Annotated in this window: 21 protein-coding genes; 7 read left to right on the top strand and 14 right to left on the bottom strand. The window is 48.9% G+C overall.

Annotated elements, in window-relative coordinates; all coding sequences use genetic code 11:
* The first annotated feature begins 711 nt into the window (after positions 1 to 711).
* On the top strand, positions 712 to 936 hold the full coding sequence (locus tag ACQ4M4_RS11395; protein ID WP_430684628.1) for a hypothetical protein: 225 nt from the start codon (positions 712 to 714) through the stop codon (positions 934 to 936).
* Between the two features lie 536 nt (positions 937 to 1,472).
* On the opposite strand, the gene ACQ4M4_RS11390 is transcribed toward ACQ4M4_RS11395, so the two are convergent.
* The 6 genes from ACQ4M4_RS11390 to ACQ4M4_RS11365 all read right to left on the bottom strand — a co-directional run bounded on the left by ACQ4M4_RS11390 (position 1,473) and on the right by ACQ4M4_RS11365 (position 9,933).
* Positions 1,473 to 1,904 (bottom strand): single-stranded DNA-binding protein, encoded by a 432-nt coding sequence (locus ACQ4M4_RS11390; RefSeq protein ID WP_430684627.1) that lies wholly within the window; start codon positions 1,902 to 1,904, stop codon positions 1,473 to 1,475.
* Positions 1,905 to 1,991: 87 nt separating this feature from the next.
* Positions 1,992 to 2,282, bottom strand: a complete 291-nt coding sequence (locus ACQ4M4_RS11385) for a hypothetical protein (protein WP_430684626.1) — start codon at positions 2,280 to 2,282, stop codon at positions 1,992 to 1,994.
* A 47-nt stretch (positions 2,283 to 2,329) separates the two neighbouring features.
* Positions 2,330 to 7,900 carry a ribonuclease H family protein gene (locus tag ACQ4M4_RS11380; RefSeq protein ID WP_430684625.1) on the bottom strand — a complete coding sequence of 1,857 codons (5,571 nt, stop codon included), beginning with the start codon at positions 7,898 to 7,900 and terminating at the stop codon, positions 2,330 to 2,332.
* A 10-nt stretch (positions 7,901 to 7,910) separates the two neighbouring features.
* Complete coding sequence (locus ACQ4M4_RS11375; RefSeq protein ID WP_430684624.1) at positions 7,911 to 8,141, bottom strand: hypothetical protein; 231 nt, start codon at positions 8,139 to 8,141, stop codon at positions 7,911 to 7,913.
* A gap of 75 nt (positions 8,142 to 8,216) precedes the next feature.
* Positions 8,217 to 9,695: a heparin lyase I family protein gene (locus ACQ4M4_RS11370; protein WP_430684623.1), complete on the bottom strand. Its 1,479-nt coding sequence runs from the start codon at positions 9,693 to 9,695 to the stop codon at positions 8,217 to 8,219.
* A complete protein-coding gene (locus ACQ4M4_RS11365) occupies positions 9,688 to 9,933 on the bottom strand; it encodes an IS1/IS1595 family N-terminal zinc-binding domain-containing protein (RefSeq protein WP_430684622.1) in 246 nt (81 codons plus the stop codon). The genes ACQ4M4_RS11370 and ACQ4M4_RS11365 overlap by 8 nt, the downstream gene beginning before the upstream one ends.
* Before the next feature lie 349 nt (positions 9,934 to 10,282).
* Between ACQ4M4_RS11365 and ACQ4M4_RS11360 the strand changes: the two genes are divergently transcribed.
* Both ACQ4M4_RS11360 and ACQ4M4_RS11355 read left to right on the top strand, forming a co-directional pair.
* Positions 10,283 to 10,894, top strand: coding sequence for a hypothetical protein (locus ACQ4M4_RS11360; protein ID WP_430684621.1), 612 nt, complete (start codon positions 10,283 to 10,285; stop codon positions 10,892 to 10,894).
* A complete protein-coding gene (locus ACQ4M4_RS11355) occupies positions 10,891 to 11,355 on the top strand; it encodes a hypothetical protein (RefSeq protein WP_430684620.1) in 465 nt (154 codons plus the stop codon). The genes ACQ4M4_RS11360 and ACQ4M4_RS11355 overlap by 4 nt, the downstream gene beginning before the upstream one ends.
* A 44-nt stretch (positions 11,356 to 11,399) precedes the next feature.
* Here ACQ4M4_RS11355 and ACQ4M4_RS11350 read toward each other — a convergent pair whose 3' ends face one another.
* Entirely contained in the window at positions 11,400 to 11,642 is a 243-nt protein-coding gene (locus ACQ4M4_RS11350) for a DUF192 domain-containing protein (protein ID WP_430684713.1), read from the bottom strand.
* 137 nt (positions 11,643 to 11,779) lie between these two features.
* Between ACQ4M4_RS11350 and ACQ4M4_RS11345 the strand changes: the two genes are divergently transcribed.
* On the top strand, positions 11,780 to 12,007 hold the full coding sequence (locus tag ACQ4M4_RS11345) for a transposase (RefSeq protein ID WP_430684712.1): 228 nt from the start codon (positions 11,780 to 11,782) through the stop codon (positions 12,005 to 12,007).
* Between the two features lies 1 nt (position 12,008).
* Entirely contained in the window at positions 12,009 to 12,998 is a 990-nt protein-coding gene (locus ACQ4M4_RS11340) for a SpoIID/LytB domain-containing protein (protein ID WP_430684619.1), read from the top strand.
* Here the strand turns inward: ACQ4M4_RS11340 and ACQ4M4_RS11335 are convergent.
* Both ACQ4M4_RS11335 and ACQ4M4_RS11330 read right to left on the bottom strand, forming a co-directional pair.
* Positions 12,958 to 13,488, bottom strand: coding sequence for a JAB domain-containing protein (locus ACQ4M4_RS11335; RefSeq protein WP_430684711.1), 531 nt, complete (start codon positions 13,486 to 13,488; stop codon positions 12,958 to 12,960). The two genes, ACQ4M4_RS11340 and ACQ4M4_RS11335, sit on opposite strands and share 41 nt — an antisense overlap.
* A gap of 165 nt (positions 13,489 to 13,653) precedes the next feature.
* Complete coding sequence (locus tag ACQ4M4_RS11330; protein WP_430684618.1) at positions 13,654 to 14,796, bottom strand: RNA-guided endonuclease InsQ/TnpB family protein; 1,143 nt, start codon at positions 14,794 to 14,796, stop codon at positions 13,654 to 13,656.
* A 38-nt stretch (positions 14,797 to 14,834) separates the two neighbouring features.
* On the opposite strand from ACQ4M4_RS11330, the gene tnpA reads away from it, so the two are divergent.
* On the top strand, positions 14,835 to 15,299 hold the full coding sequence (tnpA, locus tag ACQ4M4_RS11325; protein WP_430684617.1) for an IS200/IS605 family transposase: 465 nt from the start codon (positions 14,835 to 14,837) through the stop codon (positions 15,297 to 15,299).
* Between the two features lie 196 nt (positions 15,300 to 15,495).
* On the opposite strand, the gene ACQ4M4_RS11320 is transcribed toward tnpA, so the two are convergent.
* The 5 genes from ACQ4M4_RS11320 to ACQ4M4_RS11300 form a co-directional block, all read right to left on the bottom strand.
* Positions 15,496 to 17,097, bottom strand: coding sequence for an AAA family ATPase (locus ACQ4M4_RS11320; RefSeq protein ID WP_430684616.1), 1,602 nt, complete (start codon positions 17,095 to 17,097; stop codon positions 15,496 to 15,498).
* Positions 17,098 to 17,157: 60 nt separating this feature from the next.
* Entirely contained in the window at positions 17,158 to 17,379 is a 222-nt protein-coding gene (locus ACQ4M4_RS11315) for a DUF2997 domain-containing protein (RefSeq protein ID WP_430684615.1), read from the bottom strand.
* 2 nt (positions 17,380 to 17,381) lie between these two features.
* Complete coding sequence (locus ACQ4M4_RS11310) at positions 17,382 to 17,828, bottom strand: DUF1257 domain-containing protein (RefSeq protein ID WP_430684614.1); 447 nt, start codon at positions 17,826 to 17,828, stop codon at positions 17,382 to 17,384.
* A 4-nt stretch (positions 17,829 to 17,832) separates the two neighbouring features.
* A complete protein-coding gene (locus ACQ4M4_RS11305) occupies positions 17,833 to 18,807 on the bottom strand; it encodes a hypothetical protein (protein ID WP_430684613.1) in 975 nt (324 codons plus the stop codon).
* 187 nt (positions 18,808 to 18,994) lie between these two features.
* A complete protein-coding gene (locus tag ACQ4M4_RS11300; protein WP_430684612.1) occupies positions 18,995 to 20,005 on the bottom strand; it encodes a hypothetical protein in 1,011 nt (336 codons plus the stop codon).
* 257 nt (positions 20,006 to 20,262) lie between these two features.
* Here ACQ4M4_RS11300 and ACQ4M4_RS11295 point away from each other — a divergent pair, with 257 nt between their 5' ends.
* On the top strand, positions 20,263 to 21,027 hold the full coding sequence (locus ACQ4M4_RS11295; RefSeq protein WP_430684611.1) for a hypothetical protein: 765 nt from the start codon (positions 20,263 to 20,265) through the stop codon (positions 21,025 to 21,027).
* Positions 21,028 to 21,047: the final 20 nt, after the last annotated feature.

Raw genomic sequence — 21,047 nt, 5'->3', positions numbered from 1 at the left:
TCTAGCTGCCATAATTGGGTGGCTGAAGTAAGTGATTAAACTCAGCAGGTAGGGGCGACCTACCTGCTGAGTTTAATCACTTACTTGACAAAGATCAGCGAGCGACATAATAGATGTCCACGTGTTAGAACCTTGATTGTTAGAGAGAATAAGATCATGGACGGTATTATCCGAAAAAAACCAGTCCTGCATAGGCGATCTTGTTCAATTTTTCTAGCCTCTAAATCTTTAATGAACTTTGCAATAAAAGCAAAGAGCGCACCTATCACCCTCTAATGCTCGACGCCGGGGTGTCCCATGTGGTGGCGGAGCATGAGAAGGTGATTAGGTTGGTTTTATTCCAAGTTGAGTGTAGAAGCGATCGCTTGGCCCCATTTATACGTGTAAGGTGATGGGCTGGATGGCTATCATTCTCAACATGAACTGAAGCGAAGGCGCTGTATCAAAGCTAGAGATGCACGAAGCTCAAGAATCTGCCAATCCTTGCCCAGCTATGGCAGTAGCCGGGAATCTCTCAACTTCTCCAGGCGATAGCCTGGGTTCGGATTTCAAAATATTTTGCAGAACTGACCGCTTTTTGGTTGTGAGTACGGCGAAACTTTGCTGTCAAAAGAACGATGACCACATCAAACTTTTGCTTTGCTGTTCTGACGCTTATCCCATTTTCTTATCAGATCGGGGTATCAGTTACAATACTTTTGGCTACAGATTATGGGAATATCCCATGCAAAAAAAAAACTTCAGATTTTGCTTGCTGTTCTGGGTTGGACGCTCTGTATTGCCTCTGCGATACTTGGCGCGTTGTTAGTACCTTTCGGCGCGATCCGACAAGGACTGTTGATGATTGGGGTGGGTGCTATTTTCTTTCCCCCACTTAAAGCCCCAGAACTGCTAAAAGTTTTTGCAGCAGGCTTTACGCTGGTTTTCCTGCTTTGACTTCTCAGCAATTGCACGAACTGCTGAGAAAGAAAAAAACTGCTAGGTCATTATGACCTAGCAGTTTTTTAATGCGCCCAGATGAGGCATCGAACCTCCATTTGAGGAAGACCAGCTTCCCTATCTCATCGACCCACGCCACTGTGGGGATCTGGGCAGGAAGCAGGGCTTCTCACCGTTGAGAAACCCTGCATGACAGGAGCAGTAGACGGCTTAAGCGCAGAGTTTCCCTCCGCTTGCGGGGTCTAAACCCCGAAACGTTGTTCCAGAAGGACACTCTTGATCTCGGGGCACAAGAACCCCACCTGCTTGAACTACACTAGCGAAAATCATCGGAACAACGAGAGCAGTTGCCAGGATTGACAGAAATTTAGACATGAGATTCGGCCTCATAGAGAGATGTCTGTTTCTTCAAGGCGATAGCCTTCTCCCTGTCGCTTGTGGCAGTCGTCAAAGGTTTGTAGGTAATGCTTCTTCAAAAAAAATACCTGTACGACCCTAAGGCCATACAGGTATTTCCCCCCATCCCGATACGTTTAGAAATCGACTGCCGCGTACTCTTTCTTTGGTACTTGATCATTGCTGGAGTGTTTCGGTTTGTTGGCAACAGGCTCCTCATCTTCATCCTCATTGCGAGGAACGATATCGAGAGTAAGACTGTTGACGTTCATTCGCATCCCAGAGCGGGGAGAGCCATCAGTGGCAATGTAGGGGGAATCCTCCACGGAGCCACTGGCAATGATCAGCGCCCCTTTTACCAAGTAGGGGAGGGTTCCCCATGCAGAGGAGCCTTCCCAGATGTTGAGGGCAACTGTAAAGCTTTGCTCCCGGTTACTGGGCCGACGGACGTAAATGACCCCGCTTGCAACTTTGGTCGTGCTGCCACTACGAGTCGTGATGCTTTTAACTTCAACATCAGCAGCCAGATTGCCGCTGAAGGAGGAAAGGTTAAACCCTTGACTAGACATGATTTTTTCCCTTTTGAGTTGAATGTTGAACCGTTTTTTCTGTTCTAACAAGGCGATAGCCTCTTACCCTGCAAGACAAAATATTTTTCAGACTGGCACTGCCTTTTGGATTTTGTATGAAGCAATCTCATTCCAAATGGCTTCTAGAGTGGTGCTTTCTAGATTGCAGAGCCGTTTGAGCAGCTCTGCTGCCTCATATAATTCATCCGGCGTACCCTCCACGGCATTGAAAATCGAAATATGCAGCGTTCCTTCGGTGTCAGGAATGCTCGTCACTAGCTGAGACGGTGGCTGTGAGTCGAGATGAACTCCCAGCCGTATTAGCTCATCCACGATCAGGGCAATAGTTTCGTGGTCTGCTTGCGTGAAACTCCTCATTCAATTTCTCCTGAGTGAAGCGATCGCAATATCGGGGCAATCGCCCCTTAACGTGCGGCCTGTGGTTCCTGTTGAGAGTTTTGTCTTTCCAAGAAGCTATTGATTTGAGCAACCTCCTGATATGCCACAACTTCAGCAACGGAGAACTTGACTTGAGGAGCTCTAAATTCGTCTAATGCTCCATCCGGGCTGCATCTTATCCGTTCTTCTGGGGGACATTCTGCGTGTGCAGTGGACAAGCTTTCGGCCTTTTGCTCCAATGCCTTTAATGCTGGCTGGTAATCGGTTCCGGTGGATTCTTGCCGAACTTGATACAGTGTGTGTAGCTCCATGACCTCCTGATAGGAAGGATGGTGTGCTGACTCGATTTCTCGTGCTGCCAACTTTAGTGCCGGGGATAGGATAATACCTGCATGCCTGTAGTCTAGTGGTGGTTCACCTTCTCCCCCTTGCTGCCCATAGAGCTGTCTCAACTGAATACCTCTACTGCGTATTTCATCCATCCAGATCTGATGAGATTGGTGGCCTGGTGCGGCTTCATTTGCTTGTTTTTGGGCCTTACTCAAGGCCAGGTATAGCCCTCGAAGCTCTGATATCGTTGGATGCACAATTGGTTCTGCGGCCACCTGCTGAAGCTGCTCAATCTGCCTAACAACATCTGTCGAGAGTGCAACCGAAGGCGACTTGAATTCAACGGGGGCGTGTCCTTTCCGGCTGTTCTGACGACAGTACACAGCATTGAGCTTTAAGCCTGCGTCTCTGATTTGTTCCTTGAGTGGGCCATGCTCTGCTTTAATCGCTACATCCACCAGGGTCAACAACTCCTGGCGCGTCGGGGCGAGAATTTCAGCAGAGCGATCTGGGAAGGGGACGATTTGCCCATCGATGTAGTCTCCAAGCGGTTGCATCGTTAAACCCCAGGCTTCTTTCCCTTCAAACGATTTCAGCATTTCAACGCTGTGTTTCTCAACGGCGCTCCAATAGCGTTGATACTCTGGATTTGCGATCATCTCGGAAGTGATACGGTACTGCTCCCCAACGATGAAAGCAACCTCATGGGATTGGCCGTTGATATATCCTTGGGCGATCGCAAGCTCCCCTTCCTCAAACTCATAGGCATGATACGGCTCATAGCTGCGGGTTGTATGGGTGCGACCATAACCGCGCATGGCCTCAATGCAGGTTGATACTGGAAGTTGGTTTGTTTCTCCCCTATCAATCGAAAGGGGAAACACCATTTTGACGGGCTTCCCTGCAATTTGAACCTCACCATCAATGTGAGGGGATGGCCCTATGTGAACCTCATTACCGAGTGCTTCAAATACTTCATCTTGGATAAAGGAAGCAATCATAAAATCATCTGGCACCGGGATTTGGCTTGCTTCGTTCAACCGCTGATGCTCTAGCGGCTCAACAAACTGAACCCCTGCGCTTAAATCCCCCTTATAGCGATACTGAATGGGTAAAGGTGCGATCGCTGCTTCAAACTGCTTGAGAGCTGCGGTGTCTGGAAAATCAATTGTCACGATTGTTTGGCTGACAGAACCTTGTTCAATGCGTTCACAGCGGGCCGCATAACCTTGTGTGTAAGCAGCCTCCAAAATATTTTGGATTTGAGAGTCTGTCGGCTGGTAGTCTTCACAGACATCATTGTTGGCAAACCCATACAAGCAGTGTGAAGCCTCTGTTGGTAGGAGGATGGTTTGGGCTTGAGCAGAGCCGATGGGAGATTGTTCAAAAGACCACAGCTCTGTGGGCTGTCCTGATGCAAAAGCATTGGCGATCGCATCCACTCGTTCATTGAGGACGTGCCCGCTATGGCCCTTCACCCAGGTGACATTGATGGAGAGTCCTTGAGATGCCTCATCATATTCAGCCCACAGATCCAGATTGGTTTTGCGCTTCCATTCTCCTGTGATGCCTTTACCGACGACCTGGCTATCACTAAGAATTTCAATTTGGGGATTGCCCTCCAGCATCCCTTCTGTCCTGGCATGACGTAGGGCTTCAATCACAGCCTTTAGCTCCATACGGTTGTTTGTCGTGGCTTCCTCTCTTCCACCAATTTCAAGCCCACGAGTTGCCCCATCCGCGAGTAAAACCGCTGCCCACCCACCAGGTCCAGGATTGCCCAGGCAGGAGCCGTCAGTTGCAATTTGCAGCGATTGTACTGAAGTGGATGGCTGAGGATCATAGCTCTGTCCAGTCTCTGCTACTTTGAAATCGGGCTGCTGGTGTGGTGTGCCAAATTCCACAGCCACAACATTGTTGATTGCTGGCTCTGGTGTTGGGATAGCCTCTAAAACCTGGATATCGGCAAACTTCCCGGACGCATCAACATGGATATCTGCGGTTCCCTCCCAACCAATGGGAAGCTTGACCGAGCGTTTATCAATGGCGCCAAGGTGTAAGGGTTCACCATCCTGCACGACGCTGATAGCGGGTTGTGTGACCTCTTGCCCGTTCTTGCTGTAGCGAAACTCGGTAAATTGGATCGGGTGGATGCCGTCTTCTAAGTGGCCGACTTGATTAGATTCATATTGCAGCCCAATCAAGCGTATGGGGGGCGGTGTTTCCAACTGTTGGACGAGTTCTGCTGAAAAATGTTTGAGCGCAATTTTCATTCCTGTACTGGTATGCCAAAACGCAGATAGAAAGGCTTCACGTTCCTCATTGGGAATACTCCGAATTTGCTCCTTGATCCAAAGGTGTGCTTGACCTTTTGCAAGTTCACGTTCACTGTCACCCCGTAAATATTTTGCAGGGTGACATTCAATGATCGGGTTTGCAACTGGAATGTGTTCGTGACGGGCCAGTAAATCCATTAGGTGGTGTTCATCTACTGACTCTTGCGAGACCAAACCCAGCAATTGCTCTCCTGTGGGCATCTGTGCGATTGCTGCAACATGATGCTGCTTGATGGAGGAAACCATTGGTTCGGGCCATTCCCTCCACTGATGAGCCTTCATCAGCGTCACTGTACTGATGTGACACTCAGCCCTCTCAGGAGCGTATCGCCAGAGTGGTGAATCGGGCGAGATCGCGTCGGCTGTACGTTCAATTGTTACGACCTTGCCAGATTCCGATGTAATGGTGAAAGTCGGCTGCTGATCGGTGCGCCGATTGGATGTGCGCTCTTGCTCTTGAAATGAAAGTTTAAGAGCCTGGGTGTATCTAGAAGCCCATTCTTTTGCGGCCTTCTGTTGAGCCTGGGTTGCTTTGAGTGGAATAATGCTGCGGTATTCTTCATTGTCGCGCTCAACGATTTTCCTCGTTCTCTCGTACCGTGTATTGACTGCCTGGATGCTCCACCCAATCGGTTCCTCTGTGTTTGTTGGCAGTGGAGAGCCATCCAGGTATGCGGTTTTTTCATCTGCCGCTCTGAGAGCGTGTTCTTTATAGGTCAAGGCTTGAGCAAAGGCGTGGATTGAATCATCAATCCCTCTAGAGCTTTTGGCTGTATCTACAGCCGTTTGTAGGTTCTCCCCAATTGGCCCACTCACCACATCAACTAACACATCTGAGATGATCGAGAGATGCTCTTTTACTGCCACATCGGTTAGCGGCCCATTATGATCCACGACAGGCTGCAACCGTTCTTTAAAGTGATAGGGGGGGAACCCTCGCCCAACTAAGTACGTATCCGTGGGAATGACAGGTTCTTTTTCCGGGTTGAATAGTGTGTCTTTGTAGGCTGCTTTGATGTGTGCAAGCAGCTCTCGTTGTCTGTCAGGAGGGCACAGCTCACACTCCAATGCATAGGATTGAAGCGTCATCCCAGAATTGGCAACTTTGCCTGTTGGGTTGTCTGCTGTGATTTCCCAGGCTCGATGAAGTGCCTTGCCATAGCTTTCACTTTCATACCAGGGATGTTTCACCTTCGCTTGCTTTTTGATCTCTGGTGGCTTTCGCTCTGGGATATTGAGATCAATGATTTCTTTAACCGCAATTGGGTAATCGGCAGGTTCTAAGATATTTTGGGTTTGCCACTCATCAATCAATCCACTGAAAAGCGATCGCCCTGCTTCATACTGCTCTGCTGGTGGCTTTGATTCAACGTGAGCAAGCTGTTCTCGAATCTGTTCCGGCAGGTTTTCAGCAACAGCGGTATAGCCTACAAAATAGCCATTAAGATCCGCATCAAAGTCAGTGATGGCGATATTTTTGGCTGTCCAGGGATGGAGATAGGCAACTCCTTGTTTCCTGAGGCTTTCAGGATCGCCTCGTCTAATTGCTTGAGTATTATTGACTGCGATCGCCGCTGCTCCAACATTAGGGAAGGGACTACGGTAGTAGGCAACAATGGCCCCATGTGGAAGGTCTTTATTGCAGACTTCCCACGGTTTCAGTAGCGCATGGTGCTGGGCCATCGCAGACGGTAGCTCAACCCCTCGGATGGCTGTATCAGTCCATGCGCCCTTGAGCTTCTTTTGAAGCTCTCTCACGATGACGCTGTTCTGCCGCAACAGATCAAATGAGTCGCCCTGAAGGGTGTCGTATAGCCAATCATCCTTGGGCGTTTCACCGCGGCTAATGGTGTGCTGCCGTTCCCGCTCTGTCTTTGCAATGTAGTAATCCTTAAGTTGTTGAGGATCAGAGGCAACCTGCTCTAGCTGCTTTGCAAGGTCAACTTGTTTGGGCATAAACTCATGCAAAGTTGCGTAGGGGATGCAGCCTTTAACCTGTGGCCCAACACCCTGGTTTGAATACTGCCCCCGCTCCTTCCGATTAACCCAAAAGCTGGAAACCTCATGAATTCCAGGGGTTGAGAATCGTCCATCATCCCCTTTAATGTCGTTTTTAGAAATAATGGCATCAACGCCCAGCCGTTCACACCAACGGCTATAGGCCATCGTGCCCTTTGCAATGCCGCTATAATCAGGCGTTGCGGCACGAAATTGAGTGACCAGTTTTTTAGATAGCGCTTTGGTTCCACGCTCAATTTCCTGTTGGGCATCGTCTAAGCTGCCATACTCTTGAGCTAAATCTGCGATTTCAGTCGCATCAATGCTAAATTTTTGAAATATTTTTTCAGTAATTTCTTCCTGCTCTTTTGGCAGGATAACTTGCTGCATGATGGGCTGTGATACAAGCATCGTTCCATCCCCCATTTTGTTCAGCAGTTTAGTTACATCTACTTGTCTGCTGTTGGTATCAAGGATGGGCTGATCTCCAAGCGAGCGCGCTTCATCGTCAATGACCAGGATGCGAGTTGTCCCAAGACTGGTTGAACTGTAACCATCTGAGCCAACTAAGCTACCGTAGGCAACGTAGTTATGAGGTGAGTTTTGACTAAACCCGTAGATTGATGTGATGCCTTGCTCTACTGACCCCTCACGTATGAGGGTCGCCGTAGTGGGGTCAGCAAAGTAGCCATCCTTCCCGTTGGTAAAGACCAAGACTCTGCCCTCCTGCTCCAACCGCTCAATCTCGACATCGGCTAGCTTGGTATGTTGTGCATAAGAAATCACGGACTGCTCCAGCAGTCCATGATGCTTCAACCAATGTTCGAGATAACTATGCTGAACCTCTTTGATGGATGGTTCTTCCTGCCCAGTGCGCGGATCGTATACCAGAACGGGCAAGCCCGTTTTTACGTCGAACTCTGGAACTTGCATTGGTTTTTCCCTACTTATTAAATGGATTCCAAGATTCCCCATCCAACGGTTCATGTTTTGGCGTGGGTTTTGGTGTTTCCTCTTGCGTATCCCCCGATTTATCCTCAATGAGGTCATAATCAGCCTCCGCAGCAGAGATGGCGTCTAGCCATGCTCTATCACTCTCGGTGAGAAATCTGTCGGATAGGGGCATATGTGCATCATCACTTTCACTGGGAGGGAAACCATTGCCGTAGACCATAGCGTTAACCTCAAAATATTTTTCGCGTTGCTCGTAGAGGGATTGTTGTGTCCCTTTCCCAAGAGGCTAGCCTCCCTACGGGCAATCTGATGGCTTGCCATCGCTCAACTGAGGATTGCCCCCACCGCTATGGATTTGCACGTCGTCGTAGTAAATTACTCTGCGGCCAACTCCAGACCAGTTGCCGTTGTTGTAGAGTCCTACCTTTAGCCCTGCGTAAGTGCGGCCTGAATCGTTGAATCGACCACGCTCATTGACAACCTGTTTCCCGTTTTGCCAGATCCGAACAAATCCATCCCCGTTGCGATTGAAGTGGAAATGATATGTCCACGTCACCCATTGACCACGAACAATGTTGCCCCCGGCAAAGTTTTTACGCATCTCGCTATTACCTGAGAAATATAGATTCTCCCAGCGATACCGACCGTTCTGGATGACTTGTTTGAAGACAGGCCCAGGCCAACCCCCTCTGCGTGGGCCATGCACCTGCATCACGATTGCTTTGTCGGCTGCATGATGCCAGTCGTTCGGCACAAACTGCCTGTACTGAACCCAATTTTCCCCTCGGGTGAGGTCAATGTCGTATCGATTGAATTCCACTCGTCTGGTTAACGGGCGATGGTTCGGATCGCTAGAACGCAACTCAAAGCGCCCTGCTCCGTTTTCAATGCGGAATAGGTGTTGAGCATTGCTAATAAATTCCTTCCTCCACTCTGGAGAACCAATGCGACTAAAATCACTGCTAAACAGCAGCCTTGCATTGCTGGGGGGATTGACCACGACTCCAGAGTTCGCAATGCCAGATGTGCTACTGCTCCGCTCAGTCAAGCATTTGTTGGGCTTTTCATCCGGCTTCGGACTTGGAGAAGGGCTAGCGTTGGTGTTTGGGGTTGACGGTTTGTTGGGCCGAGGATGTTGATGGCCCGAAGGTGCTGGGGGTTGTATCGGGTTCCGGCTGCTGGCTGTTCCTACAGGATGAAACTCAATGTAATCGATTCGCCCAAACTCACCCCCTTGAGCAATTCCCTGAACGGTGATGCGATCGCGGCGATTTAGCTCAACACCTCGAATGACTTGTGTTTGAAAACTTTTTAGAGTTGCGACTTGATCTAACTGTTTGTCCATAACAAACCGATAGATTTCATGCGCATTTTTGAACATATGCACAGGGCTGGTATCCCCTGTCTCGTCGTAATAGGCGACAACGATATCATATTGGCCTGGTTCCAGGTTGAAGCCATAGGAAATCCGACCAATTGTGCCGTATCGCCTCCCTTTTAATGAAGCAACAAATCCACCCGACGCAATGTCAACTTGCTCAGCTCGGTATCCCCCAGTCATCATCATGTCTTCTGCCTGCACCCGGATAACGCCAGGGAGCGGATCAGGGATTTTGCTATACTGCCCGAGGTTTTGCTTGCCCCCTGCATCACGGCTCAGTCGAGAACTCGCCTCAGATGAACTGACAAATGAGAAAACCACGGCTCCTGAACAAGCCAAAATCAGCGCAGCTCCCGTATAAAAGGGGATACTACGGAAAATACTTTTAACCATGCCTGTCTAATTGCCTCCATCGATAAATACTGGACTTGGATGCGCCTGTGACTTCTGATGAGACGTAGGGATTAGTAGCGTCAGAAATCTTTAAGCTCAGATCTATTGCATCCTTTGAATACCGACCAACAATTTCTTCCTGAAATTGTCGATTACAACTGCGACACAGGTAAGCCTGTATACCGTTACGATGTCCATTCTTGACAGCATTCAATGAACCACAGGATGGGCATTTCATTGTTGTACCATTCGTTCTTGCTATGCAAGATAATGCCTATTTCTACAAGGTTTAAATGCTGGTGTCTCAAAAAGAATGATGTGAAATCTTAGTATTTATCTTGCATTGTCCCACCGCCATGTATTTCGGGGATACATTGAAAATGCGTCACCATACCTTTTTGTGGAACCTTAAAAAAAGGTTATTTAATCTTTTCTTTATTGAGTAGCTAGAGAGAAGTAAGTTTTCTTCACGTTTTGAAGCGTTTAGATATAGATTTAATTTTTACTTTATAGCTTTGTGTTCATTTTCTTATTTGTGGTTCAAGTAAAGAATGCCAAAATAGAATTCATTCTCCTGTAAGTAACTTATGAACATCAATTACAAGTTGTTGATGACTGGAATCGGCCTGTTTGGTGTGTTGTCTGCTTGCTCCAGTACGCCTGAAAACCGTGTTCAGATGCAGTCTTTGGAACCAGAGGTGACAGTGCCGGGTGCTATCTGGCGGGTTGATTGGCGAGTGTGTGGCATCTTACCCCCAAGTCCTTCTGAGCGGGATACGGGCTGTACTACAAGTGAGAGTCTGCGTAGCCCTAAATATATTTGGGCAGAAGATAGCGATCCGGTGGCAGTGGTGAAAACCTCAAAGGGGCTAAGCCCGATGACTCATCTCTTCATTGAGTCCAATGGCTGTGTGGTGCCGACACCGGACGGAATCGGACTGCGGCCCTGGGGGGTTTATTCCATTGCGATTGCCTATATGATTCCTAACGGCAAAACCCCAGAGTGGGAACTTACCTTAACTCGGGTCGACGAGGTTGAACAACGGGATATTTATCTTGCCAATGTCACGACCGTTGAAGCCGTTCAAACGAATCCCAACGCAGGCGCAGCACGAGCTTTCGCCATGACGGAGTATGGTCGTGCCGCGTTGGGATGTACAACGATCGAAGTGACTGGCAAGGTTTTTTCTGAAGGATGAAACGTTTATTTTGCCTGATAGGGGTATTGCTCTCAGCCTGTGGAGTTGGGGATGTCAGCACTGATCCAAGAAGCGCTGCATTTGAGCTGTATTGGACAGGTGGGGCGATCTCCAGTGCCGTTTCAGGGGATCGGTTACAGGTTCAATCCGAGGGCAATAGCAGGGAAATCGATCTCCCTTGCATTGTTTCCCCAGCCGAAGGCAGAAAAGGCTTCTTAACTGCCAGGGATCAACTACAAGCGTTGATCCCTGGCAGTCGTCGAGTGCTAATTGGTAAATACGATGGGCAGATCGTTCGGATTCTCTTTGAAGGTAAGAACTCAAACGATTTGATCGATCCTGCTTTAATGCTGGTGCGTAGTAAAGCTGCACAAGTCTCTACGACTTGTGTTGATGAAGCGTATCGACTGCACCTTTTGTCTGAGGCTAAAGTGCAGAGCATTCAGTCGGGCGAGGATTGATCCGCTGCCCCACGTTCAAACCAACTCCTTGATCGCTAAAGAACTCAATCACTGTATCCACACTCTCTTGATAGGAAAATATTGCAGGGGCTATTTTCACAGAGGGGGACATTCTTGAGAGCCGATAAAACAAGCCCATCTCGAATGAAATAAATATCTAGTGGAGCCTCAACGTCCTTCATCCACATCTCTATGACTCTGGGAGGCTCAACGTTGAAAATCATGCCTCGGTTTGATGGAGAACATTCCATCATTTCTTTGGTTTGCTGTCTTTTAGACGTGGCAATATTCAGTTCTACGTCTTTATCTAAATGAATTGTTACGCAATCGTTTGATTCTGCCAGAACAACTGAAAATAATAAGGTTTAACGGAATCAATACGAGTAGAATCACTCCACCTTTTACCAACCACTTTTTAACCATTGTGTTGTGTCCTTATTGCTCAAGTTTTGAACTCATTCTAAACGGCAAACATAGAAATCAAAAACAAAAATATTTCTGTAAGAACTGCAAGAAGCAATTTATCCAGCGTAAATATAGTGAAGAGTTTAAGGCTCAAGCATTAGCGTTGGCTAATCGATTGGGAACCCAAAAAGCGTGTGAAATTTTAGAAATTCACGCAAATACTATCTACAATTGGCGAAAAAAATAAGATGCTTTCCAAAGAGCAGTTTTTGTTGTCTCTGCTGCTGCTATTCTGCTTTCCAGTTTTCTTCCCTGGTAAGGCGAGTGATGCTAGCGTTGAAAGTTTGAATCGGGCGCAGTTAAAAGACGCTGCTGCACACGTTGGCATTGCTCCATCCGTGAAGCCTCTCAAACCGCTTGTTGAATCCCTAACTCCAAAAAAAATCTCTCCTCTGATTGAGGAGAGTCAGGATGTTGAGGAGGTTCGGGGACTTGCTGTCACAGCAAGCTACGATGCTTTATCATCCTGGGAAGAATTGGCTACTGAACCAGACTGTATCCCAGTTAGGGTATTAATTGGGATACAACCTCTCACCAGCAATGAGATGTTATGGGCTGAAGATTTTGTCGTTGTGGAGGATGGAGCCAACCACTTCGTTGTCGATCACCCGTTCACCCTTTCCGACCTGGCAGAGCAAACGACTACCCAAGTTGTTGGCTTGCAGCCTGGTGGCGACTTTATCTTTTTTGGCCGCTGGTATCGAGGTACGTTGCTGGTTGACTTTGAGCAGTCTCCAGCGGTCAAGATTGTCAACGAGACGTGCCTTGAAGACTATTTGACCTCGGTTGTTGGGGCTGAAATGCCTTCATCCTGGGAGATGGATGCCCTTATCGCTCAGGCGATCGCAGCTCGCTCGTATGCTGTCTATCACATCAACCGCAACCCCCAGGCGTTGTACCACTTAGGCAATGATGAGCGGTGGCAGGTTTATCGAGGAGTTGACTCGGAGAGCGATCGCGCATGGGATGCGATCGCGCAATCCGCTGGTCTGGTGATGTTGCGAAGTGGGCATATTGCTGAAACGATGTACGCCTCAACGCCTGAAGTGACCAGCACAGCCCACGCTGGGTTTGAATCTATGCCGCAAACCAGCGCCCAGGCGTTGGCTATGCAGGGGTGGGATTGGCTCAGCATCCTCAAGCGATTTTACTCTGCGGAACTGGGGCTGCTTGAGTAGACTCAAACAATTGGGGTGCGTGTGCCCGAATTGAGGAGTAATGCCCTCTCGACAGCACTAGATGATCTAGTAGCTGGATGTTTAGAAGTCCTAGTGCTTCAAGCGCTGATGTTGTAGTATCTAAATCCCCTTGGCTTGGGCTGGTGCTACCCGAGGGATGGTTGTGTGCCAGAATCGCTCGACTGGCTTTGCATTGCACCAGGAAATAGAGCAGTTCTGAGGTTGGGATGAATGTCTCTGTTAGACTTCCAATAGATAGAATTCTCCACGAAATGATGCGGTTTGTGCAGTGTAGGGCAACTACTGCACAATGTTCCTGGGATTGCCACCCAATTTTGTCCATCAAGAAATTAGCGATTGTTTGTGGAGCATCGACAATTGGGGCTTCAGAGTGCTGTGTCACTAAGGCTCCAAAGCCTACCGCTGCTTTCAGCTTTCTGCGTTGCAGCGGGCTTAAATCTGGATTGTTCTCGTCGCCAATGGCTTGCATTAACCGTGCCGCTACTTCTGCGGGAACGCAATTACCATAGGTTAGTTGCTCAATAATGTGGTTTCTGCCGCAGATGGCAGAAACATACTCTTTCAATGTCTGGATTGTCATAGCTACTGTAAGTGAGCTGTACCCCGCCCTAGAAGGGCAAGGCTTCTACCCCGGTTAGGGGCTTTGTTCCGGGCTCCCCGGTAGAAGACGAACCGCCTCTTGCAGGATATTCCATGCAGCGGTTACATCTCGAACATGATGCCTACCACAAGGCGGGCACACCCACTCACGGTCGCTGAGCGTCAGGTTGTCGTTCAGCGACCCGCAATCCCAGCAAAGCTTCGTGGACGGGAACCATCGCTCAATGAACTGAACGACAGCCCCGTACCACTCGCCCTTGTAGACAGTGAAAGTATGCAGCGCCCGAATGGCGGCATCTGAAACAGATTTTGCAAGGCAGTGATTTCTCAGCATTCCTTGCACGTTCAGCGTTTCCAGCCCCACCAGTTGGTTTTCCTGGGTTAGCTGGTAGCTGATTTTGTGGGCCAGGTCAGCCCGTCTGAAGGCTACTCGCTCATGGGCGATAGCCAGTTTACGCTTTACCTTTCGCCAATTGCTGCTGCCCTTTTGCTTACTGGCCAAAACTTGATTGAGCCGCGAAATACGAGCCTCCGACCGCCTGAAATGGCGGGGTGCGGCAACCTGGTACTTAACCTGGCCCTGCTGGTTAACGCCAACCACCAAGTCCTTCAGACCGCTATCAATCCCCGCCATGTCTTGGGCTGGGTTGAGGACGGGTTCAGGCACCTCCACCCCGCAGGAGAACGATGCCCAATACTTCCCGGACGGACTCCGAGAAATGGCGATGTAGTTGACTTTGAAGGGATAGCGCTGCTTGTTGTGCTCCCCCAGTGGCCGATGCCACACCACCTTGATGCCACTATCCAGCTTAGGGATGTGCAGCCTGCCATCGTCGTCTACCCACCAGTTTTGCGGCACCTCAAAGCTGCTTTTGAGATGCTTCTTTTTGAATACTGGGAAGCCGCCCAGCCCTTTCCGCCACCGCTCAATTGCAGCGGCCAAGTTGTCAACAGCGCTTTGAAGGGACTGAGAGTTGGGATACTTCAGCCACTCAAATTGCCGCTTCAGGTCGGGCAACATCACCTTGTACTGGTTCTTGCTGAACTGGCGTGTCTCCTTGAACAACGCCAGCATCCGGTTGTAGACGAATCGGACGCAGCCGAAGTGGTGAGCGAAGAATTGTTCCTGCTCCGGATTGGGATAGATCCTGAATTTGTAGGCTTTGTGGATCTGCATGACTTTAGTGCGTCCGTACTGTCCAGCATACTGTAGGTATGCAGAATTGCAATACCGTTCTAGTTAAAGGTTTAGCGGCCATGAGGCAAGATGGTATACAGCTAAAGTCAACGCGCCACGCCAAATACCAGTCGGGGCATCACTTCGTCTGGATACCGTTTAAGCGGCGTAAAATCTTCAGGGATGAGGCCATCATTGAGGCCACGAAGCGTTACATCCGAGAGGCAGCGGCCAACAACGATATTGAGATTGAGGCCATTGAGATTGACCGCACCCTGCAAGACCACGTTCACGTCTTTGCCTCATTCCCGCCCAGGTTGTCAGCCTCTGAGGTGGTCAATATTCTTAAGGGCTACAGTTCTCGGCACCTGAGAATGGAGTTTCCCTGGCTGAAGCAGCTCTACCAAAAAGACCAACTCTGGGCCAGGAGTTTTTATTGGGGGACTTGCGGTAATGTGTCGGCACAAACCGTTAAGCGGTATATCGAGGAGTGCCAGGGTTGATCAACTCTGCCGTCCAGGGGCGGCTCGGGAACCATTCTGTATCCCCGACCTGAAGGAAGGGGTTTTATCTGGTTCCCGAGCCCTCCATTTTTCTATAAAAACAACAAAAAGCGCTGAAGGTCAGACTTGCAGCGCTGAGCAAAATATTTTTTGACCCCTTTGTGCGATCGCACTTTCGCACAAGGGGGATGAGACATCACACCATTTCAACATCAGCAGTTGGCTGCTTGGCCTTGCTGACTTTAACGACAGGTCTAGAGGCTGGTCGGGTAATGGATAGGACAGCATTAGGGATGTTGATGTTGTCCGATAGAGGACGAGTCTGCTTGGCAATGTCCAGCATCAGATCCTCCGCTTTTGCTCCCCCGATTGCAGAGGCTTCTGTGACTGCATCTTCAACAATGGCAGCAATCTCAGCACCGCTAAAGCCGTCTGTTGCTTGAACTAAAGACCCTAAAACTTTAGAGCCGACTTGAACATCGAACTTGCTCAAATGGACATTGAGAATTGCAGCTCTTTCTTCTGAGTTCGGCAAGCCCACATAGAAAATCTGGTCAAACCGTCCTCGACGCAACAACTCAGGCGGCAGAGATTGAATGTCATTAGCGGTGGCTATGACAAATACTCCCCGATTCTCAGACATCCATGACAAAAGAATGCCGAGAATCCGCTTACCGACTCCACCATCTCCACCATCCGAAGACCCGCCAAACGCCTTTTCCAGCTCATCAATGAACAGGATGCAAGGCTTGAGGGTGCTGGCAAGTCGCAATATGCGCTTGAGGTTCCCTTCTGACTGGCCCACCAGAGAGCCAAGAATGGCATCTATTGACAGGCTAAGAACAGGCACACCCCACAGCTTTCCAACGGTTTTACCAATCAAGGTTTTGCCTGTCCCTGGAGGGCCGAGCAACAGGATACCTTTGGGTGGCAGCAGTTTTGGGTTGGGATGTTTGCCGTGAAAGATTGATTCTCGCGTCTTGAGCCAGTCTTTTAGGTTCTCCAACCCTGCTAACTCAACGTCAGGCTGGGCTGAGAACTCACAGCCTGTACGAGCGAGCTTTTCCATCTTCTTCTGGTTGATGAACTCGATCGCCCCTTCATCAATAGCCCCTAATGCTCCAGCACAGAGGCGTAAGTGATCATAGGCTTCTGTTAGAGACAGTCCTTGGGCGGCACGAACCAAGCGATCGGTGTCCTCATCGGTTAAGGTCAGTTTGAAATCAGGTCGAATCTTGCTGTATTTCTCCCCAATGGATTTAAGCCGACCATTGAGAAACTGCTTGATCTCCTCTTGAGTGGGCGTTCCGGCATCGATGAGACTGAGTGAGCCATCCAACTCATTATCGAGTTCGATGCCTTCACCCAGGAGAACTAGCTTCTTGTGACTCGCCTTAATTTCGGCGGCCACACTCCGAATAGCCCGTAGGACTGCCATATCTTTGCGCTCACCGCTGAGGAGCTTATGGATGTCTAGAGCAATGAAGATCGCTGGGCCAGGGGTATCGCGAACGTGCTGCAAGAACTCCAGCACTGGATCTTGCTCTGGAGTCCAGTTTGTAGCAGTGGTCTGTAATCCTGCTTCTGGGTGTGATTGCCCCACCCGCAGCAGGTTGACCTGATCAAAGATGAAAGTTGGCACCTCTGCCCCAGATAGGAGCTTGCCAAATTCTTTTGCGACTTCAATCACAGAAATGATGCAACGAGTTTCATCCCCGGCCATTGCTTCAATTGCCACCACTGGTAGAGAAGCTCTCCAATGAATCAACAGCAAGTCTTTAATCGCTTGGCTTAGCATATTTTTCCTTTGAGGTAATTTTTCTCAAGACAATGGGCGGAATTTCACCGCCCCGGTTGATCAATGCCGTTGCTGAATATGTTTCTTCTGGGCTTGCTGCTGTGGGCGAACGATGGCACTTGGCTTCATTTCCCGGCTTGTCACCTCGCCAAGCGCTTCTTCAAGGGCTTGGGTTTCCTTGAGGCAACTCGCTCCATCTCCGTTGACGACCTCAATCTTGGGTTGGTATTCGTCATCAAAGGAGACAATGAATTCGATGTGCTGGGGTTGGGATTGGGGCATAGCTATCTCCGTACAACTTGCTTCTTTTTTTGGGTTTCAATAGGCTTACGGCCACGCAGTTGGATTTGGCCGTCCTGTCCTCGTTCACGAATCACTTCTATGCAGCCCATCGCTGTGAGCTGCTTTTCCGCGACCAACGAGCCGTATTCCTGTTGCAGCTTGGGCAGAAAGTCTTTCCAATTCAAGATGGCTTGATCCCACTCGGACACGATTGCCGTGTAGGCTCCATCAGAATTCCGCAAGAACCCAATATCATTTGAGGCGTTGCTAATTGATTGCCGAGCAACAACAATATGGGCCGTCTCCGGTCGTTTGTCATTCTGATAACCATACAAATGTTGTGCATCTTCATGTACCGAAAATTTCCAGTGCGGCATAAGAACATTTAGCGCCTGGATGATGCATTCTGCATCTTTGAAAATCAGTCGAATGCTTGTAAAGTGGGACATTGAACTACACCATGAATGAATCAATCGAAACTTTGGACTTGGACAAATCCACCACACCATCAACCAATGTTGTGAACTCGGCCAAACGCTTCTCTAGCAATCCGCTTCCAGCGATCGCAGAATTAGAGACAACCTCTAACTTCTGTGCAATTTCTGAGAGATTGCCATCAAATGAGGCCAAGACTTTTGCCCGTGCGATCGCATCCTGCATCGCTGCGATCGCTTGAGTCGAGAGCGTTTCTGTTTTGCTCTTTTGGATGCGATCTAATTGAGCCAAAATAATTTCTTGTAGCTCTGTTTGTGTGCCGAGTAAAGCCTTTTCTAAACACGATTCAATCCCCCGCATGGCCTTACGGTTCAAGTCAGCTTTCGCTTGCTGAACCCTTAGCGCTTCCTGGTTCTCTAGCGTTTGCGCTGAGAGATGGATATGCTCTCTTAGATTACGGATAGGGATTGGCCCAAACAGAACTACACTAAACCCACTTTCGATCTCTGCTGGAGAAGGAAACTTTTCTAGATATTGCTGGATTCGAGATTCTGCAACGAAGTCGGGCAAAGCTTGGCGTAGCCTGTTCTCATACGATTTTTGTTCAGCACTCCATCCTTGCCGGATGTGTGTCAGTGCTTCTGCTTGCTCCACTAAGATTTCATCCACTGCTGCCTGATAATCGGGCAAAGACAATTCTTTTACAAACTTATAGGGGCGAGACTGAAGCACGAATCCAAAAGCTTTTTGTCGAAGATAGTTCAACCTGTTTCCTGCTTTGGATAGAGGCTCTAAAAGTTTAATCGTTGGACAGGTCGCTTTTGAATCCTTGATTTCCTGAAGCCGAAAAAAGTCCTCTTCCAAGTCGCCCCAACTGATTTTTCTAGAACCAAACCCCAGATTAATCGTGATATCAACGAGACTGATATCACCCTCCATCAGCGCTTGGATGAGCACTGAGGATGTTGCGTGTTGCTCGCTTCCGTCTGCCATATTTCACCTCTCTTGCGTTGATCTTCTAAGGGAACGGTGCGTCAGCGCTCAATCAAGTGCAATGAGCGATCGCCTCGAAGAACGGTAAGCAGAGGCACAACGAAAATATTGTGCAAGCTCTCAAGGTCAAGAAGTGTTGAGAAAAAAACAGAGCCAGGCATCGGCATGACCCTGCATTGCATTGCTTTCAATGAGCGGTTGCATCCTTCACCATTTTTCGAGCCGTTTTGAGCAATGAGCGGAGATCTGCGATTGGCAACTGATCTCCATGTGCGGAGATGATGCCGTCGAGCGCATCGATGATGCTATCGCGCTCCCCCTCCTCCTCTGGAGCGGCTCCTGATGTGCTTCCTGATGAGGCTCCTGACTTAGCCCCTTTTGCCGCCAGCTTTGCCTGGATTTTAGCTTTGCTGGCTTTTTTTGATGCTCCATTTGAGGCTGATTGCGTTTCAGCAACGGCCTCTTGCACCGCATGCAGAATTTCATCTGGAGGGATGTCAGTGTTCTCTTGAAATACTTGCAGGATTGGGGTTGCTTTGGCTTGCCCAGATTGCACAATCTTCTGAGCTTCTAAAGGCAGATCGAGCAGTTGTAAGCGTAGCCGGACATATTGGATTGTCCTTCCGTTTGCCAACTCTTCAGCAATTTCTTCCAGAGTTTTACCCAGATCTACTGCCCGTTGGAACAGCCGAGCTTCTTCTAAGGGATTAAACCTTCGCGCTCCCTGATTGGATACCATTTGGCGCTTTAAGACACCAAACTCGTCTTTCCACGGTTCAATTGCCGCAGGGACTCGCTCAGGGACAGTTAGTCCCAGTAATTTAGCCAGAATCATCGCCATTAAGCGACGATTTCCATCGGTTGGCTTAACCTCCTCCGATCCAGGAATTGAGAGGATTTTGATTTCGCTTTGAACTCCATAGGTGGAGATAGAGTGAGCTAGCCAAAGGATTGACTGATCATCGTCAACGCTCCCGCTGCTCTGTCTCACAAATTCAATTTCTTCATCAGTAAGAGTCGTGGCTTCTTCCTGAAGAACTTGAATTTGCCCTCGAACCATCGAACAGACTTCTTCATTCACAAAACCGTAGTCTTGTCGAATGTTACTGGGGTTAAACCTTAGTAGACCAACGGGAATCATCAGCCCTGAACGCTTCGTAACCCCTTCAAACGATTCAATGCCTCTACTTTTGGCCATGTGATTTGCCTTTATCTATATTTAGGTTTTTGGAGAATAGCGCTTGTTTGGCAAGAGGCGATGCGCGTCTTGCCAAACAAGCGTTAATTGAGTGTTGCGTTTGCGTTTGTTGTTTGTTTTGTTGGTTTCAGCACCGCACCTGTATGGCAGAGCCAACAGGCGATCGTCGGCTAAATTAGGGTAGGGAACTGCTGCCCAAAACCCGTAGAAAACCGCTGAAAGCAGTAAAAAACAGAAACCTGTAGTACAATCGCTCTATGTCAATCGCGACTTACCAAACCCGTGTCCCCGATACTCTCATTGCCTTCTGTGAGGCAATGGCAAATTTGATGCCCACAGTTGAGCGGCATTTGTATCGGGATTTGGAAGTGGGTCGTAACATTACAGACTTAAAGAGAGAGTACCAGCGGTATTACGGCATCAATGCTCGTCAGTTCAATGCGGTTTATGCCACGCTCAAAGGCAAGATAAAAAGTCGGATAGAGTGCCATAAACGACAGATTAAACAGCTTCAATCGGGCATTGCTGATTTGGAGAAACGCCTTAAGCAATGGGAAAAGCAAGTTGAGAAGATTCCATTAACTTGTCCACTGAAACCAGGCGATAAAACTCCTCGTCAGATGTTGCGGTGGAAGATCCACCAGAAAAAGCGGAGACTCGCGACGCTCAAAGCAAAACTAGAGCGGCTGAAAGATAGCAAACCGAAGCTAATCTTTAGTGGACGTAAGCTCTGGAATGCTCAATTTAACCCGCAAGCTAATGGGTATTCATCGCACCAACAATGGCTTAACGAGTGGCAGAGCAACCGCAATTCTCAGTTTTATTTTGTGGGCAGCAAAGATGAAACCGCAGGTTGCCAAGTTTGTCAGTTGAGTATGGATGGAACGACTGGAACGCTCAAAATTCGTGTTCCGCCTGCACTGGAAAGGAAGTTTGGTAAGTACATCACCACTAATGCCATTCACTTTGCCTATGGGCAGAGCGATGTCAATTGGGCACATGAAGCTCACCCCACCTGTTAACGAGGTGGGGGTGTCGGGTG

The organism is Leptolyngbya sp. AN02str (assembly GCF_050565595.1).
Lineage (GTDB): Bacteria > Cyanobacteriota > Cyanobacteriia > Elainellales > Elainellaceae > Kaiparowitsia.
Note: the sequence above shows the minus strand (reverse complement) of the source record. Positions and strands in the feature narration are given on the sequence as shown.

Coding starts and splice junctions, on each gene's coding strand:
- ACQ4M4_RS11395 (WP_430684628.1), top strand. CDS start 712: ATGGGAATATCCCATGCAAAAAAAAAACTTCAGATTTTGCTTGCTGTT.
- ACQ4M4_RS11390 (WP_430684627.1), bottom strand. CDS start 1,904: ATGTCTAGTCAAGGGTTTAACCTTTCCTCCTTCAGCGGCAATCTGGCT.
- ACQ4M4_RS11385 (WP_430684626.1), bottom strand. CDS start 2,282: ATGAGGAGTTTCACGCAAGCAGACCACGAAACTATTGCCCTGATCGTG.
- ACQ4M4_RS11380 (WP_430684625.1), bottom strand. CDS start 7,900: ATGCAAGTTCCAGAGTTCGACGTAAAAACGGGCTTGCCCGTTCTGGTA.
- ACQ4M4_RS11375 (WP_430684624.1), bottom strand. CDS start 8,141: ATGGTCTACGGCAATGGTTTCCCTCCCAGTGAAAGTGATGATGCACAT.
- ACQ4M4_RS11370 (WP_430684623.1), bottom strand. CDS start 9,695: ATGGTTAAAAGTATTTTCCGTAGTATCCCCTTTTATACGGGAGCTGCG.
- ACQ4M4_RS11365 (WP_430684622.1), bottom strand. CDS start 9,933: ATGAAATGCCCATCCTGTGGTTCATTGAATGCTGTCAAGAATGGACAT.
- ACQ4M4_RS11360 (WP_430684621.1), top strand. CDS start 10,283: ATGAACATCAATTACAAGTTGTTGATGACTGGAATCGGCCTGTTTGGT.
- ACQ4M4_RS11355 (WP_430684620.1), top strand. CDS start 10,891: ATGAAACGTTTATTTTGCCTGATAGGGGTATTGCTCTCAGCCTGTGGA.
- ACQ4M4_RS11340 (WP_430684619.1), top strand. CDS start 12,009: ATGCTTTCCAAAGAGCAGTTTTTGTTGTCTCTGCTGCTGCTATTCTGC.
- ACQ4M4_RS11335 (WP_430684711.1), bottom strand. CDS start 13,488: ATGCAAGCCATTGGCGACGAGAACAATCCAGATTTAAGCCCGCTGCAA.
- ACQ4M4_RS11330 (WP_430684618.1), bottom strand. CDS start 14,796: ATGCAGATCCACAAAGCCTACAAATTCAGGATCTATCCCAATCCGGAG.
- tnpA (WP_430684617.1), top strand. CDS start 14,835: ATGCAGAATTGCAATACCGTTCTAGTTAAAGGTTTAGCGGCCATGAGG.
- ACQ4M4_RS11320 (WP_430684616.1), bottom strand. CDS start 17,097: ATGCTAAGCCAAGCGATTAAAGACTTGCTGTTGATTCATTGGAGAGCT.
- ACQ4M4_RS11315 (WP_430684615.1), bottom strand. CDS start 17,379: ATGCCCCAATCCCAACCCCAGCACATCGAATTCATTGTCTCCTTTGAT.
- ACQ4M4_RS11310 (WP_430684614.1), bottom strand. CDS start 17,828: ATGTCCCACTTTACAAGCATTCGACTGATTTTCAAAGATGCAGAATGC.
- ACQ4M4_RS11305 (WP_430684613.1), bottom strand. CDS start 18,807: ATGGCAGACGGAAGCGAGCAACACGCAACATCCTCAGTGCTCATCCAA.
- ACQ4M4_RS11300 (WP_430684612.1), bottom strand. CDS start 20,005: ATGGCCAAAAGTAGAGGCATTGAATCGTTTGAAGGGGTTACGAAGCGT.
- ACQ4M4_RS11295 (WP_430684611.1), top strand. CDS start 20,263: ATGTCAATCGCGACTTACCAAACCCGTGTCCCCGATACTCTCATTGCC.